10 protein-coding genes are annotated in these 16,387 nt (G+C 74.4%); 2 read left to right on the top strand and 8 right to left on the bottom strand.

The window, feature by feature from the left end:
* Nucleotides 1-26 precede the first annotated feature (26 nt).
* Nucleotides 27-911, top strand: coding sequence for a polyphosphate kinase 2 (ppk2, locus tag ACWCXC_RS29590; protein WP_450683508.1), 885 nt, complete (start codon nt 27-29; stop codon nt 909-911).
* A 9-nt stretch (nt 912-920) separates the two neighbouring features.
* Here the strand turns inward: ppk2 and ACWCXC_RS29585 are convergent, their stop codons facing one another.
* On the bottom strand, nt 921-2,000 hold the full coding sequence (locus tag ACWCXC_RS29585; RefSeq protein WP_450683477.1) for a Zn-dependent alcohol dehydrogenase: 1,080 nt from the start codon (nt 1,998-2,000) through the stop codon (nt 921-923).
* 44 nt (nt 2,001-2,044) lie between these two features.
* Nucleotides 2,045-3,439 carry an aldehyde dehydrogenase family protein gene (locus ACWCXC_RS29580; RefSeq protein ID WP_450891036.1) on the bottom strand — a complete coding sequence of 465 codons (1,395 nt, stop codon included), beginning with the start codon at nt 3,437-3,439 and terminating at the stop codon, nt 2,045-2,047.
* Nucleotides 3,440-3,802: 363 nt separating this feature from the next.
* Here ACWCXC_RS29580 and ACWCXC_RS29575 point away from each other — a divergent pair, with 363 nt between their 5' ends.
* Complete coding sequence (locus ACWCXC_RS29575) at nt 3,803-7,171, top strand: ATP-binding protein (protein ID WP_450891035.1); 3,369 nt, start codon at nt 3,803-3,805, stop codon at nt 7,169-7,171.
* A 126-nt stretch (nt 7,172-7,297) separates the two neighbouring features.
* Here ACWCXC_RS29575 and ACWCXC_RS29570 read toward each other — a convergent pair whose 3' ends face one another.
* From ACWCXC_RS29570 to ACWCXC_RS29545, 6 genes are all read right to left on the bottom strand, one after another.
* Entirely contained in the window at nt 7,298-8,653 is a 1,356-nt protein-coding gene (locus ACWCXC_RS29570) for an ABC transporter ATP-binding protein (protein ID WP_450891034.1), read from the bottom strand.
* A 167-nt stretch (nt 8,654-8,820) separates the two neighbouring features.
* Nucleotides 8,821-11,073, bottom strand: coding sequence for a molybdopterin-dependent oxidoreductase (locus ACWCXC_RS29565; protein WP_450891033.1), 2,253 nt, complete (start codon nt 11,071-11,073; stop codon nt 8,821-8,823).
* A 116-nt stretch (nt 11,074-11,189) separates the two neighbouring features.
* Nucleotides 11,190-11,810 carry a TetR family transcriptional regulator gene (locus ACWCXC_RS29560; protein WP_450891032.1) on the bottom strand — a complete coding sequence of 207 codons (621 nt, stop codon included), beginning with the start codon at nt 11,808-11,810 and terminating at the stop codon, nt 11,190-11,192.
* Nucleotides 11,811-11,851: 41 nt separating this feature from the next.
* Complete coding sequence (locus ACWCXC_RS29555) at nt 11,852-13,159, bottom strand: hypothetical protein (RefSeq protein ID WP_450891031.1); 1,308 nt, start codon at nt 13,157-13,159, stop codon at nt 11,852-11,854.
* The gene (locus ACWCXC_RS29550; protein WP_450891030.1) at nt 13,156-13,986 is read right to left on the bottom strand and encodes a hypothetical protein; all 831 of its coding nucleotides are present in this window, start codon (nt 13,984-13,986) and stop codon (nt 13,156-13,158) included. The genes ACWCXC_RS29555 and ACWCXC_RS29550 overlap by 4 nt, the downstream gene beginning before the upstream one ends.
* Nucleotides 13,983-16,256, bottom strand: coding sequence for a right-handed parallel beta-helix repeat-containing protein (locus tag ACWCXC_RS29545; RefSeq protein ID WP_450683485.1), 2,274 nt, complete (start codon nt 16,254-16,256; stop codon nt 13,983-13,985). Before ACWCXC_RS29545 ends, ACWCXC_RS29550 begins: the two co-directional genes overlap by 4 nt.
* Between the last annotated feature and the right edge of the window lie 131 nt (nt 16,257-16,387).

Here is a 16,387-nt window from a genome sequence, read left to right as displayed (position 1 = left end):
GCGGCCCCGCGCTGAAGGACTTCGACGTGCTCGACCGCGGCGACGACGATCCGGTCCTGGTGACGCCGGAGGGCCGGGCCCGGGACGCCTGGCGCGAGGACTACCCGTACGCCCGGAAACTCGGCCGCAAGGCGTACGAGAAGTCCAAGCGGGCCCTCCAGATCGAACTGCTCAAGCTCCAGCACTGGGTCAAGGACCACGACGAACGGCTCGTCGTCCTCTTCGAGGGGCGTGACGCCGCCGGCAAGGGCGGCACGATCAAGCGGTTCACCGAGCACCTCAACCCGCGCGGCGCGCGCGTGGTGGCACTGGAGAAGCCGACCGAGCGCGAACGCTCGCAGTGGTACTTCCAGCGGTACGTGGCCCATCTGCCGACGGCCGGCGAGATCGTGCTGTTCGACCGCTCCTGGTACAACCGGGCGGGCGTGGAGCGGGTGATGGGGTTCTGCACGACCCGGGAGTACCTGGAGTTCATGCACCAGGCCCCCGGCTTCGAGCGCATGCTCGCCCGCGACGGCATCCACCTGGTGAAGTTCTGGTTCTCCGTGTCGCGCAACGAGCAGCGCAACCGCTTCATGATCCGGCAGATCGACCCGGTGCGCCGGTGGAAGCTCAGCCCGGTCGACCTCGCCTCCCTCGACAAGTGGGACGCGTACACCGAGGCCAAGGAGCTGATGCTCTTCCACACGGACACGGCGGACGCCCCGTGGACCGTGGTGAAGAGCAACGACAAGAAGCGGGCCCGGCTGGAGGCGATGCGCCACGTCCTGCACCGCTTCGACTACCCCGGCAAGGACCCGGAGGTGGCCCGGGAGCCGGACCCGCTGATCGTGGGCCCGGCCTCCCAGCTCTTCGAGAAGGGCGAGATGGCCTCCCGGCTGCTCACACCGGGGCGGTCGGACATCGTCTGAACGACCGCCCTAGAAGACCACCAGCGCCCGGCCGCCCTTGCCCGCGATCATGTGGTCGAAGGCCTCCGGGATGCCGTCCAGCGCGATCCGGTCGGTGACCATCATGGAGAGGTCGAAGCGGCCCTCGCGGATGTGGGCGGCCAGGACCGGGAGATCGCGGGCGGGGTCGCTGTTGCCGTAGACGCAGCCGGTCAGCGAGCGGCCCCAGTGGAAGATCTCCAGGGCGTTGAAGGTGACCTGCTGGTCCTTGCCGCCGATGCCGACGACCGTGGTGCGGCCGCCACGGCGGGTGGATTCCCAGGCGGCGCGGATCGTGGCGGCCCGGCCCACGCACTCGACGGCCACGTCCGCGCCCTGGCCGCCGGTGAGCTTGCGGATCTCGCGGGGGGTGGTGTCCGAGGCGGTGACGTAGTCGGTGGCGCCCGCCCGGCGGGCCAGCTCCTCCTTCTCCGGGGAGACGTCCACCGCGATGATCCGGGAGGCGCCGGCGAGCCGGGCGGACTGGAGCACGGCGAGGCCGACGCCGCCGATGCCGAGGACGACGACGGACTCGCCGGCGCGGACCCGGGCGCTGTGGTGGACCGCGCCGTAGCCGGTGAGCACCGCGCAGCCGAGCAGGGCGGCGTCGGTGAGCGGGATGCCCTCGGGGGCGGGCAGCACGCAATTGGCGGCGACGACGGTCTCCTCCGCGAAGGCGGCGACGTTGAGCCCGGGGTGGAGTGCGGTGCCGTCGGCGGCATGGGCGTGGACGTTCGCCGCGCCGGCCAGGGCGTCGGCGCAGAGCCAGACCTCACCGATGCCGCAGTGGTGGCACGCGCCGCAGGACGGCGCCCAGTTGAGGACGACGCCGTCGCCGGGGGCGACGTGGTCGACGCCCTCGCCGACGGAGACGACCGTGCCCGCGCCCTCGTGGCCGAGGACGGCGGGGACGGGGAGCCGCATGGTGCCGTTGGACAGCGAGAGGTCGGAGTGGCAGACCCCGGCGGCGGCGAGGCGGACCCGCACCCGGCCGGGGCCGGGCTCCGGGAGCGTGATGTCGGCGATCTCCAGCGGAGCTCCGACGGCGGACAGTACGGCGGCGCGGACCACGGACTGACTCCTTGCTGTTCGGGGTGCGGGTGCGGGGAACGGGCTCAGAACTGGAAGGACTTGGTCTGGAGGTACTCGGCCAGTCCGTGCGCGCCGAGCTCGCGGCCGACGCCGGACTGCTTGTAGCCGCCGAACGGCGCGAGCGGGTTGAAGCGGCCGCCGTTGATGTCGACCTGGCCGGTCTCCATCCGGCGGGCGAAGGCCACGGCCCGTTCGTCGTCGGCCGCCCAGACCGCGCCGGCCAGGCCGTACACGGTGCCGTTGGCGATCCGCAGGGCGTCCTCCTCGTCCTCGTACCGGAGGATCGAGAGCACCGGGCCGAAGATCTCCTCCTGCGCGATGGCCATCTCCGGGGTGACGTCGGCGAAGACGGTGGGGCTGACGTAGTAGCCGGTGGGCAGCGGGGCCTCGGGGCCGCCGGCGACGAGGCGGGCGCCCTCGGCCACGCCCTTCTCGATGTAGCCGCGCACCCGCTCCCGCTGCTTGGCGTTGACGAGCGGACCCACGCGCTCGCCGGGCACGTACTTGGCGACGGCCTCGGCGGCGAGGGCCACGGCCTCCTCGTACCGCTCGGCGTCCACGAGCATCCGGGTCCAGGCGCTGCACGTCTGGCCGGAGTTGGACATGACGTTGGCGATGCCGACGTTGACGGCCCTGGCCAGGTCGGCCCCGGGCAGGACGACGTTGGCGGACTTGCCGCCCAGCTCCAGGGCGACGCGCTTGACGGCGCCGCCCGCCACCGCGCCGATGGCCCGGCCGACGGCGGTGGAGCCGGTGAACGAGACGAGGTCGACGTCCGGGTGCTCGGCGAGCGCCTGTCCGGCGACCGGGCCGAGGCCGGTGACCAGGTTGAAGACCCCGGCGGGCAGCCCGGCCTCCGCCGTGGCGTCGGCGAACGCCTGGGCGGTGAGCGGGGTGTCCTCGGCGGGCTTGAGGACGACCGTGCAGCCCGCGGCGAGCGCGGGGGCGACCTTGGCGACGATCTGGTGCAGCGGGTAGTTCCACGGGGTGATCGCGCCGACGACGCCGACCGGCTCCAGCAGGACGGTGGAGTTGCCGTGGCGCTCCTCGAAGGCGTACGTGGCGGCCAGTTCGGCGTACGTGCCGGCGACCATCACGGGCAGGCCCGCGTGCACGGAGCGGGCCAGCTGCGGCGGGGCGCCCAGTTCGGCGGTGACCGTCGCGGCGATCTCCTCGGCGCGGGCGGCCAGTACGTCGCGCAGGGCGCCGATCAGGGCGGCGCGCTCGGCGGGCGGGGTGGCGGCCCAGCCGGGGAAGGCGGTGCGCGCGGCGCGGACCGCCGCGTCGACGTCCGCCGCCGTGCCGGCCGGAACGTGGGCGATGACCTGCTCGTCCGCCGGGTTCACCACGGCGATGGTGTCCGTTCCGGCGGCGGGCCGCCACGCACCGCCGATGTACATACCGTCATGGGCCTTCATGGCTGTTCCTTCCGGGCGCGGGGCGGACGGGGTCGTCCGCGCCCCAAACTAGCGCTGTTAGTTTTCGGGCGCCAGAGACGCCGGTCACGCCCCGCCGACCGGCCCGCCCCGCGACGGGTAACGCGCCAGTAATGGTCCCCCCGTAGCGTCCCGACCGGGACCGCCCCTTCCGTACGCCGATCGCGGAGGGGGCGGGGGCCGCTCACACCGCCCCGGCTCCGGACCGGCCACGCCGCGCTCCGGCCGTCGCCGGCACGCTCCGGGCCGGCGGCGGGACCGCCGAGGTGCGGTCGCCGAAGCCCCCCGGTCACCCGTCCGGGGGACTTCGGCGTGTCCGGATTGACGGGTTAAAGTGGCGCCCTGATGGGCACAGAGGCGACGAACCACGGCACGGACACCGCTCCACCCCTCCTCCGCCTGCACCTTTTCGGCGGCTTCCGGGTGACTCGTGACAGCGGTCCGGCCCTGGCCGAACGGTGGCCCCGCCCCAGCGCCCGCGCCCTCGTCAAACTCCTCGCCGTCTCCCCCGGCCACCGCCTCCACCGCGAACAGGCCATGGAGATCTGCTGGCCGGACGCGGACCCGCAGGCCGCGCTGGGCAGCCTGCGGGTCGCCCTGCACGCGGCCCGTCGCGCCATCGAGCCGGAGCTCGCGCCCCGCGCCTCCTCGTCGTATCTCACCGCCGAGGGCACCCTGCTGCGGCTCGATCCGCGGACGGTGGTCATCGACGCGGACGAGGCGGAGGTCCTGGCCGAACAGGCGCTCGCCGACGGCGCCACCGCCTCGCTCGCCGCCGCGCTCGCCGCGTTCACCGGGGAGCTGCTGCCCGAGGACCGCTACGCCCCCTGGGCCGAGGCCCGGCGCACCCTGCTCGACGCGCTGCGCGACCGGGTCCGGCTCGCCCTGGCCGAGGCCCACCTCGCGGACGGCGAGAACGAGCGGGCGACCGAGGTGGCGCTGCGCACGCTGGCCGCCGCTCCGGCCGAGGAGCGGGCCCACCGGGTCCTCATCGAGGCGTATCTGCGCCAGGGGCTGCGACGGCAGGCGGTGCGCCAGTACCACCTGTGCCGGCAGGCGCTCGACAGCGAGCTGGGGATACGGCCGGGGCCCGGCACCGAGCGGCTGCACCTGCTGGCGCTGGACGCCACCACGTCCGTCCTGACCGGCGAGGCGTCCCCGGTGCTGCCCGCGGCGATCCGCGCCCCGGCCGGCCCCCCGCTGCGCGGGCGGGACGCGGCGCTGCGCGCGCTGCTGTCCGCCGAGGGGCCACCGGTCCGGCTGATCGGCGGCGAGGCCGGGGTGGGCAAGACCCGGCTGACCACGGAGGTGGCGCGGGCCGCCGCCGGGGCCAGCACCACCGTGCTCTGGGGGGCCGGCCACGACGCCGAGGGCCACACGCCGTACGGCGTCTTCGTGGAGGCGCTGGACGCCTGGCTCGCGGACCGGCCGCCGGTGGAGCGGGCGCGGATCGGCGGCGAGTACCCGGAACTCGCCGCCCTGCTGCCCTCCCTCGGCCAGATCGGGGCCGGGCGGGAGCGCAGTCCCGAGGAGGAGCGGGACCGCTTCTTCCGCGCCACGGCGGGGCTGCTCGGTGATCTCGCGGCGGGCGCGCCGGTGCTGGTGGTCCTGGACGATCTGCACGCGGCCGACGCCGGTTCGTACCAGCTGCTGAGCCGGCTGGCCCGGCGCGCGGCGACGACCGGGGCGGGGCTGCGCTTCCTGGTCACCTACCGCGCGGAGGAGCTCGACGCCGACGACCCGCGCCGCACGGCCCTGGAGGCCCTGGTGCACGGGCGGCTCGCCGAACAGGTCGAGCTGGGGAGGCTGGACCGGGACGAGTGCCTGGCCATCGCCCGGGACGCGGGGGCCGAGACCGGCCTGGACCGGGTGTGGGAACTCTCCCTGGGAAACCCGCTCTTCGCCCTGGAGCTGGCCCGTACGGTCCACGAGGGCGGGGACGACACGGCCGGGGACGCCCCGGGAGCACCGGAGGGCGTGCGCCGGCTGGTCGCCGCGCGGCTGGCCCGGCTGGGCCCGGCGGCCCGGCGGGTGGTCGAGGCGATCTCGGTGACCGGGGGCGGCGCGGCCCTCGCGGAGATTCTCGACGTGGCCGGCCAGGGGCTGCACCCGCCGCTCTCGCCGGCCGAGGCGACCGACGCCGTGGACGCGGCGGTGACGGCCTCGGTCGTCACCGAACGGCCCGTGGTGGTGGGCGGCCGTTCGCTGCCCGGACTCGCCTTCCGCCATCCGCTGGTGCGGCTGACCTGCTACGACGGCCTGTCCGCCGCCCGCCGCCGGCAACTGCACTCGGCGTACGCGGAAGCGGTGCTGCGCCACCGCCCGGACGCCGTCGACACCCTCGCCACGCAGCTCACCCGGGCCGACGACCCGCGCGCCACCGGCTATCTGCGGCAGGCCGCCGAACGCGCCGCCGCGCTCTGCGCCAACGACACCGCCGACCGCTACTACGCCGAGCTGACCGCCCGGCTCGACGCGTCGGCCGCCGAGGCGGCGCGGGCCCGGATCGACCGGGGGGCGGTGCTGCGCCGGATGGCCCGCTACCCGGAGGCGGTCACGGTGCTGCGCGAGGCGCTCGACGACATGGTGCGGCGGGGCGACGAGGACGGACAGGTGCTGGCCGCCGCCCGGCTGAGCGAGGTCCTGATGAAGATGCGCGGGGCCGAGGAGGGCGAGGAACTGCTGCGGCTCCACCGCCCCGGACCGCACACCCCGGCGCTCACCGTGGCGACGCACCATCTGGCCGCCGGCGGGCTGCGGTTCGTCTCGGGCCGGTACGAGGACGCGCACATCTCGGCCCGGCTGGCCCAGGCCGCCGCGCACTCCGTCCCGGGCGGTGAGCGGCGGGGGCTGCTCGCCCGCGCCCTGGGCATGCAGGCGACCTCGCTGGCGCTCGCGGGCCGTTTCGACCTGGCCCGGCCCGCCGCCGAAGGGGCGCTGCCGCACGCGGAGGCGTACGGGGACCAGGACGTGCTGGTCACCACGCTCTCGGTCTTCCGCGAGCACGCCCGCCGGTCCGGCCGGCTCGGTGAGGCCGTGTCCATCGGCCGGCGCGCGATGAAGCTCGCCGAGCACACCGGTGATCCGACGGCGGTCGCCTTCGAACGCGCCAATCTCGCCGAACTCCATCTGCTGCTGAGGGAGTTCGATGAGGCCGAGGAACACGCGACGGCCGCCGTGCGGGACGGCGGCCCGGAGCGGAGCTGGTGCACTCCGTACGCCCTCGCCGCCCTGGCCCGGGTCCGGCTGCTGACCGGCGGGACGGGCGCGGACGAACTGCTGGAGCGGGCCGGGCGCGCCGCCGAGGCGCAGGCCGACCGGCAGGCCCTGCACGAGGTCCGTACGGCGCGGGCCGAACTCCTGGTCCACGAGGGGCGTCCGGCCGAGGCGGTCGCCCTGCTGGGCCGGGACCACGGCCCCGGCACCGCGCATCTGCTGGCCTGGGCCGAGCTGCGCTCCGGCGATCCGCAGGCGGCCGTCCGCCGTGCCGCCGAGGAGACGGAGCGGGCGGAGCGGGTCGGCGAACGGCTCACCGAGACCGAGGCGCGCACGGTGCTCGGGGCGGCGCTGGCCGCCTGCGGGCGGCGGGCGGCGGCCCAGGAGGAGTTCGGCCGGGCCGCGGCGCTCGCCGCCGGGCTCCCCTACCCGGCGGGGGCGCACCGGGTGCGGCAGGCCAGGCAGGCCGCGGGACCGCTCACGGACCCCCAGGACTGAGGGCCCGCCGGCCCGGCACCCCCCCCCGGCCCGCGCCCCTCGCGCCCCGCCCGGCGCCCGGTCCGGTGCGGGCCGGCCGCGCGGGGGCCGTACCCCGGCGGTTTCTCCGGCGGTTCCTCCGGGGGCTCAGACCTCCAGTCCGGGAACGACCTTCGGCAGCGGGCAGATCCGGCGGCCCTGGTGGTCGAAGACGTACAGATGGGCGAGGTCGACCAGGAGCGGGACCTGGCCCCCGGTGCGCAGCCGCATGTCGGGGCCGGTGCGGACGACCAGGTCGCTGGAGGTGATCGCGGGCCGGTCGGGACTGCGCACCCCGGGCGGCAGGGTGTCGTCCGGGGCGTCCAGGACGGCGACCGAGCCGCCGGTGTGGCCGGTGGCCCGTTCCTTGAGCCGTTCCAGCACGCCCATGCCGCCCTGGCTCCGGCGCCTGCCGCGGGCGGTGGAGCGGTCCTGGCGGGCCGACTCCAGGTCCGGCACCAGGGCGGGCTGCGAGCCGGTGTTGAGGTGGACCAGCGCCTCGTGCCCCTGGTACTCGACGTGCTCCACGATCCCGCTGAGCGCGACCTCGCCGGGGCGGGCCTGGCTGGGCGGGGCGATCCGGACGGCCTCGGAACGCAGTCCGACGATGATGCGCCGGCCCTGCTGGATGCGGAGCAGCTGGTGGTCGGGGCTGAGCGGTTCGGGGAGCGCTAGCCGCTGGCGGCCCAGGTCGATCGACATCCGGCCCTCCAGCGGCGCGTGGACGACGGCCTGGAGCAGATTGATCCGGGGGGTGCCGATGAAGGCGGCGACGAACACGTTCTCCGGCAGTCCGTAGACCTCGCGCGGGGTGGCGACCTGCTGCAGCACTCCGCCGCGCATCACCGCGACCCGGTGGCCGAGCGACATGGCCTCGGCCTGGTCGTGGGTCACGTAGACGGTGGTGACGCCGAGTTCCTTGGTGAGCTGGGATATCTCGGCCCGCAGATGGTTGCGGAGCTTGGCGTCCAGGTTGGAGAGCGGTTCGTCCATCAGGAAGGCCGACGGTTGGCGCGAAATCGCCCGCCCCATGGCGACCCGCTGGCGCTCCCCGCCGGAGAGCTGACCCGGCAGGCGGTCCAGGACGTTCTCGATGCCGAGCATCCGCGCGGTGTTCTCGATGCGCTCGTTGTGGTCCTGGCGCGGGTTCTCCAGCTTCAGCGGGAAGCCGATGTTGGCGCGGTTGGTCATGGTCGGGTAGAGCGCGAAGTTCTGGAAGACCATGGACATGCCGCGTTCGCGGGGGGTCAGGTGGTTGGCGGGTTCGCCGTCGAGGAGGATCTCGCCCTCGGTGATGTCCTCCAGTCCGGCGATCATGCGGAGCACGGTCGATTTGCCGCAGCCGGAGGGGCCCAGCAGGACGACGAACTCGCCCGGCTCGACGGAGAGGGAGAGATGGTCGACGGCACGCGAGGACCGTCCGTATGCCTTGCTGACGTTGTTCAGAGTGATGGCGCGAGTCATGGTGGGTTCCGCCCGGGAGGGTGATGGTGGAGCGGTGGGGAGCGGCAGCAGTGGGCCGAAATTAACCCATGACGCAGGGTGAGGGAATGACTCGCGCAAAGGTTGGGGCGTACGGGAACCCCCGGGCCGGAAGTATCAGGCGGAATTCCGGTTCGTTTCCGGTTCGTTCAGGGCGCGGGGGCGACCGTCACGGGGATCCCGTTGAGCACGGCGGTACCCGAGAGCGGGTCCAGGCGGCTGCCGTCGATGAGCTGGTTCACGTTGACCCCGGGCTCCCGGGCGGCGACCGTCGTCCGGGTGCCGGGGCGGTGGTGGCCCCAGCCGTGCGGCAGGCTCACCACGCCCGTCCGTACGGTGTCGGTGACCTCGACCGGGACCGTGAGCGTGCCGGCCTCGGCCCCGACCACGGCCTGTCCTCCGTCGGCCAGCCCGAGGCGTGCCGCGTCCTCGGGGTGGATGTGCAGGGTGCACACGTTGGTGCCGCCGCGCAGCGCCTCGATGTTGTGGAGCCAGCTGTTGTTGGACCGCAGATGGCGGCGGCCGACGAGGACGAGGGCGTCGGGGTCGCGACGCTCGTCCAGGGCCCTGCGCAGCCGGGGCAGATCGGCGGCGATCGGTCCGGGGAGCAGTTCGACGCGTCCGCTGCGGGTGCGCAGGATCTCCGGGACGCGCGGGGCGAGGGGCCCGAGGTCGATGCCGTGCGGGTGGTCGAGGAGCCGGTCCAGGCTCAGGCCCTCGGGGTCGGCGCCGAAGCCCTCGCCGTACGGGCCCAGCCGCAGCATCAGGTCCAGCCGGCGTTCGGCGCCGGTGCGGCCGCTGAGCGCGGCGGCGAGGCCGGCCGGGGCGCGGCCGTGCACGGGTGAGAGCGGGTCGGCCACGGCCTTGCCGAGGATGCCGTCGATGATCCGGGCGTCCACGGTGGCGGGGTCGGCGCCATGGGCTCCGGAGACGGCGAGGACGAGCCGGGCGAGGATCTCGCCCTCGTCCATCCGGTCGGGGTCGAGGGGGACGGCGGGGCGGGTGTAGCGGACCTGGTTGCGGACCGCGAGGGAGTTGAAGGCGAAGTCGAAGTGGGCGCTCTGCGCGGGCGGCGGCGGGGGCAGCACCACGTCCGCGTGGCGCGAGGTCTCGTTGAGGTAGGGGTCGACGCTCACCATGAAGTCGAGCCGGCCGGCCAGGGCCGCGTCGAGCCGGTCGCCGTCGGGGGCGGAGAGCACGGGGTTGGCGGCGAGGACGAACAGGGCGCGGATCCGCCCGGGTCCGGGGGTCGCGATCTCCTCGGCCAGGGCGGCGACGGGCAGTTCGCCCTTGGCCTCGGGGTGGCCGGAGACCCGGCTCCTCCAGCGGCCGAGGGCGAAACCCTTGCCGGGGGCGGCGGGTCGCGGGGCGCGGGCGGTGGCGGAGAGCGGGAAGAGGGCGCCGCCGGGCCGGTCCAGGTTGCCGGTGAGGATGTTGAGGACGTCGACGAGCCAGCTGGCGAGCGTCCCGTGATCGACGGTGCAGCTGCCGATGCGGCCGTACACGGCGGCGGTGGGGGCGGCGGCGAGGTCGCGGGCGAGGGTGCGCAGGGTCGCGGCGTCCACGTCGCAGGCCCCGGCGACCGCCTCGGGAGAGAAGTCCCGTACGGCTTCCGCGAGTTCGTCGATGCCCTGGAGGTGCGGGGCGAGGGTGCCGGGGTCGGTCAGCTTCTCCTCGAACAGGACGTGGACCAGGGCGGCGAGCAGCAGGGCGTCGGTGCCGGGGCGGACGGCGACGTGGCGGTCGGCGAGGCGCGCGGTGCGGGTGCGGCGCGGATCGACGACGGTGAGGGTGCCGCCGCGCCGGCGCAGGGCCTTGAGCCGGCCGGGGAAGTCGGGGGCGGTGCAGAGACTGCCGTTGGACTCCAGGGGGTTGGCGCCCAGGAGCAGCAGATGGTCCGTGCGGTCCAGGTCCGGTACGGGGATGCTGTGGGGGTCTCCGAAGAGCAGTCCGCTGGAGACGTGCTTGGGCATCTGGTCGAGGGTGCTGGCGGTGAACAGGGCCTTGGTCCGCAGCGCCGCGAGCAGGGCGGGCGGGTAGAGGGCGCCTGCCACGGTGTGCACGTTGGGGTTGCCGAGGACGACGCCGACGGAGTCGGGGCCGTGGTCCCGGAGGATCTCGGGGACGGCGCGGGCGACGGCGTCGAACGCCTCGGCCCAGCTCGCCTCGGTCAGGACACCGTCCTTGCGGACGAGCGGGGTGCGCAGCCGGTCCGGGTCGGCGTCGAGTCCGCCGAGGGCGGCGCCCTTGGGGCAGATGAAGCCCTTGCTGAACACGTCCTCGCGGTCGCCCCGGGCGCCGGTGACCGTCCGCCCCTCGATGGTGAGGACGAGCCCGCAGGTGGCCTCGCAGAGCGGGCAGACGCGCAGGGCGGTGCGGGAGTTGCTGGGGTCGTGCGACATGGGCCCTCCCCGGGGCTGCGGCGGACACGGCCGGGCGGGGTCGAGCATACCGACCGGTACGCATGTCGGGGAGCCCTCCCGGCGATCCGTCCCGCCGCCGCCCCTGGGGGGTGTGTTCAGTCCAGGACGCGGGCGAGATAGGCGTGGATCAGGACGCGGGTCTCGGCGACGATCGCCGCGTCGCCCTCGGAGTCGGTGCGGAAGGCGAGCTTGAGCAGGGCGTCGGCGGCCTCCACGCAGATCAGCACGGAGCGGAGCAGATCCTCGTCGGCGGGGCGGCCGAGGTGGCCGGAGAGCAGATCGGCGAGCCGGGCGGCGACCCGCTGGTTGGCGTCGCCGGCCGGGTCCTCGTCGGGCGCGGGGGCACCGAAGTCGATGAGGGCGAAGCCCGGGACGGTGCGCTTCATGGCGAGGTACTCGTCGAGCACGGCGTCGATGGCGCCGCGCCAGTCGTCGGCCGGGACGTCCGCGAGCCGGGCGGCGATCCGTTCGGCGTAGCTGTCCAGGTTGCGCAGGGCGAGGGCATCGGCGAGGGCGCGCTTGTTGGAGAAGAAGCGGTACACGGAGCCGATGGGCACACCGGCGCGGGCGGCGACGGCCCGGGTGGAGAGCTGTTCGTAGCCGGTCTCGTCGAGGAGTTCGGCACAGGCGTCGAGTATCCGGACCAGGCGCTCGGCGCTGCGCTGCTGCACGGGGGCACGACGGAGGTTCGCATTGGCATGGGGCACGGGTTCCATGATGCCGTGGGCTCCCTCTCCCGGTCGGGGGGTGTGCGGCCTCAGGCGATGAGCAGGGCGAGGCCGCCGCAGGTGTACGCCACCATCAGGACCAGGAGCGGGAGTTGGCCCGCGACGGCGCGGCCGGGCGGGAAGAGCCGCACGGAACGGTCGTGCGCGGCGACGACGCCGAGCACATGGCCGGTGACGATCGCGAGGACCTGGAGGGTGGCGACCCCGCCCGGCCCGAGGGGCGGTTCGGGCGGGGCGGGGTTGTCGGTGCCGAGTGCCATCATGACGGTGCGTGGGGTTTCGATGACGAAGAGTGTGAAGTAGTGGGCGATCAGATAGCCGAGGGAGATCGGGACCAGGGAGTGCGCGAAGGCCGTGAGGGGGTGGTCGAAGCGGCCGGAGATCAGCCGGGTGGCGCCGGCGCACAGGGCGTAGAGGGTCGCGACGAGGGCGACGGCGGCGAGGAGTCCGAGGGTGGCGGTGGTGGTCCGGCCGAGCGCCGAGGTCTGGACGGTGGTGATCCAGGAGGGGGCATCGGAGAAGCCGTCGTAGGCGGTGGAGCCGAGCATCACGCAGACGGTGGCGACGAGTCCGGGGAGGCGGGGGGTGGCGTCCAGTCCGTTGAACGGGGAGCGGAAGACGAGGCTCCGGTCGGCCCGGCGGCCGAGGGGGGAGAGCCGGCCGAGGAGGCGGGAGTAGACCTCGAAGGCATCGGCGTGGTCGAACCAGCCGGCGCCGTACCGGACGGCGCCGGCGAGGTGGAGTGCGGCGTACGTGACGAGGAAGGAGAGCAGCGCGGTCGTGGACGCGGGGTCGGGGGCGACGAGTTCGAGCCAGGTGAAGGCGAAGAGCCCGGCGGCTGCGGGCCACATGCCCAGCCACGGGGGCAGCGGCCGGCCGGCGGCGGGGGCGCGCCCGAGGGCCCGGCAGAGGGCGAGGTGCAGGGTGCGCAGCGGGTTGAGCAGCGCCCAGGCGGGTCCGCACAGCAGGGAGGCGGGGACGAGTCCGACCCAGAGGAGTACGTAGACGGCGCCGGGTGCCGGATTGCGGTCCGGGTCGTCGGGGCCGAGGAGCAGGCAGAGCAGGACGGCGAGGGCCGCCGCCAGACCGAGGGCGCGCAGCGCGGTCCGGGTGGCGGGGGCGTCGGCCGCGCGCCGCAGGGCGTCGGGCAGGGGGCGGCCGGCCCGGTCGCCGCGGAAGCGGGAGTCGGACCAGAGCAGACCGAGGGCGAGGAAGGAGACGAAGAGCGCGGCGAAGGCGCCCGCGAAGGCGTAGAAGGGCGAGAGCGGCAGATCGTGCTGGGCGCCGATGCCGTGGGCGAGGACGCTCACGGCACCGGGCGCGGGGGTGCCCGTCACCGGACGACGAGCTGGGTCAGCAGCAGATCGGACTCATGGGTCTCGACCTCGAAGAGTCCGGTGCGGTCGGCGGTGAAGGTGACCGTGACGGTCCGCCCCGCGGGCAGGCGCGCCTCCTTGTCGTAGCCGTGGACGTGCAGGGTGTCGTCCCGGTCGCTGCGGACGCGAAGGCGCACGGTGCGGCCCTTCTCGACCTCGGTGCGGCCGGGGGCGGGGCTCGCCCTGCCGTCGCGGACGGCGAGGTCGACGGTGACGGTGCCCTCGGGCACGGCGTCGTCGGGCGCGCCGGACGGGGTGCCCTCGGCGGGGTCTCCCCCGCCGAGGGTGGCGGACGCCCGGACCGGGGTGGAGCCGACGGCCCAGGCGGTGTGGTCGTCGGCGTACAGCCCGGCGGTGAGCCGGGTGCCGCCGCCCGCCGCGCGGACGAGCGAGGCCGGGAGGTGGAACCAGGCGCCGTATACCCGGGCGAGCGGGTGTCCGTCGAGGAAGAGCCGGGCGTGGCCGCGACCGGCGAGTGCGGCGCCGCCCACGCTGTCGGGGGTGAAGCGGAAGTTGCGCACCGTCAGGCGGACGTTCCAGCCGTCCTCCGAGTCGGGCCGTACGGTGACGCCCACCTCGGGCGCGCCGTCCGCGCCGATCCGGCGCAGCCGGTGACCGTCGCCGTCCTCGGCGGTCAGCAGCCGGCCGTTGCTGCCGGTGTCCTCCGCGTGGCTGGTGCCGGGTTTGTGGTGGGTGGTGGCCCGGCCCCCGCACGCCCCCGCGCCGAGAGCGAGGGCGGTGGCGGTGACCAGGACGAGGACGGCGCGGGCGGGCCGGCGGGCCTTCATGAAGGGTTCCCTTCGGACGCTCCGTCGGCGGCCGGACCGTCGGCACCTCGCCCATCGGCGGCCGGCCCATCGGTGGCCGATCCGTGGACACCCGGCCCGCCGGCCGACTTCTCGGGCGCCCCCTTATCGGGCACCGGCTTCTCGGCCGCCGTCCGCTCGGCGGCCGGCGCCGTCGCTGCCGGGACGAGCGCACCGTCCGCGTCACGCCCGTCGCCGTCACCACCGCACCCGTCACCGCCGCCGTCTCCGTCCCGGCCGGCCGTCTCCCGGGTCCCGCGCTCCCCGTGGCGGGCGGCGGCGATCACGGCCCAGACGACCCAGACGAGTCCGAGGAGCCCGCGCACCCAGGCCGGGCTGAGCGGGATCCACGGGATCATGAACACGCCCTTGTCCAGGGCGTCCAGCAGCGTGAGGCCGCCGAGCGCCACGGTGGTCCAGCCCAGGCCGGGCCGGTCCCGGCGCAGCACCAGGCCGATGCCGGTCCACCAGAGCCCGGTCAGGAGCAGGGCGAGGGCGGGCACATAGGTCGCGGCGAGCCCCATGGTCGATCCGGCGACGTCCAGTCCGAGGCCGACGAGGCCGAGGAGGCTCGCGGCGGCGGCGAGCCGGCTGGTGCGCATCCGGCGCCACCACAGCACCCCGCCGACGAGCACCAGCACCACCGCGATGCCCAGGGCCGCCTGGACCTCGATGCGTTCGATGCCGCGCGCCCCGTACCAGTCGCAGCCGGCCGGCAGCCGTCGCGCCTGCACGTTGTAGTCGGCGCAGACCAGCAGCTGGGCCAGTTTGACGGGTTCGCCCACGAGCCGGTCGGTGGAGCCGGTGACGGAGCCCCGGGCGCTGCCGCAGGTGGGCAGGGAGCGCGGGGTGGAGTCGCCGGTGTCGGACTGCCAGCAGTTGCCGTCGCCCTGGCCGTCCCACCAGACGTCCGAGCCGTTGGGGCGGGAGCGGCCCTGCTTGTCCGTGCCCAGGTGGTTGTTCGCGTAGCGGTTGTGGTGCGAGGTGTCGGTCTGCTTGCCGAGGGCGCTCTCGCCGCGGATGAAGGCGGGAACGGCGCTCAGGAAGAAGGCGGCCCGCTTCTGGCCGTAGATCCAGTTGTCCTCGTAGAGGTTCCAGTTGCCGCCCGCGGTGATGATGCCGGTGCCGGGCGGCATCGAGATCTGCGGGCAGACGACACCGTCCTCGTAACCGCGTTCGACGGGCGGCTTGGCGCAGGTGCCGTCGGCGACATACGGGTAGTAGTCGGCGTTGTTGTCGTGGATGAGGTTGCGCTCGAAGCGGGCGTGGTTCTGGGGCAGGCCCGGGTGGCCGGGGAAGGCGCTGTCCATCGAGGCGCCGCCCATGTTGTGGTCGAACTCGTTGTCGTGGACGTAGACGGAGTCGCCGGCGGTGCCGGAGTAGCCGACCATGCTGTGGTGGCTGCGGCAGCCGGTGATCTCGATCGAGTAGCGCGGGACGTCGTAGCCGTAGCCGTCGTTGATGTTCGAGGCGCTGCCCGGGTAGATGCCGGAGTCGCCGTTGCCGTACGACTCGCAGTTCTTGTAGAGGCCGTGGTCGCTGGCGAAGGTGAGGAAGCCGTACTCGTCGTTCCACCGGGTCAGGACGTCGTCGATGACGAAGCCGTCCTGGGCCAGCACGTACAGCGAGTTGAACGTGGTGCGCTGAGCGGTGAAGTTCTTGAAGTAGACGCCGTCGGACTTGTCCGAGCGGATCGCGTTGAGCTTGCGGTACTTGGCGTCGATGACGACGTCCGTGCGCGCGGCCCCGGTGCCCTCGATCTGGAGGTCCTTCTTGCCGAGGATCGCCACCAGGTTCTGGTTGTGCGGGCACTTCGCCTGCTGGGCGTAGCTCAGGATCTGGTAGCCGAGCTGCGAGTTGGGGGCCTTCAGCCGGGCGCACTCCCCGGTGGGCTCCGGCAGCGAGGGCTCCTCCTCGTAGAGGCCGGGCAGGACCGCGATGTTCATGCCGGGCCGGTCGACGGCGTCGACGGCCTGCTGGAGGTGGCGGTAGCCGGACGTCCGGCAGCGGGCGAAGAGCGCCAGGTTCCTGGCCCGCAGCTCGGCGGGGAAGCCGGAGATCCGGCGTTCGAAGTCGGCCCGGTCGGTCTTGCAGACCAGGAGATCGGGCTCGCCGGTGCGGTACACGGGGACGCTGCCGGTCCCGTCGGGCAGGGTGACCGGCCGTTCCTCGTGCGCCTGGGCGGCCGGGGCCGCGAGGAGGGCGGCGGCGAGGGCCGCCAGGGCCACCAGAAGTCTTCGTGTCCACGACATGTGCGGGAGAGTAGAGCAATGTTCATGTTTTGAGACCCCCCTGCGCACGACGAATGACGTCCGCGCACCGCGAATGGCGTTGACGTGCGGGGCATCCATTCCTACGGTTGACCATAGGATTGATGGTTTTC

The organism is Streptomyces sp. NPDC001515, assembly GCF_053597115.1.
Note: the sequence above shows the minus strand (reverse complement) of the source record. Positions and strands in the feature narration are given on the sequence as shown.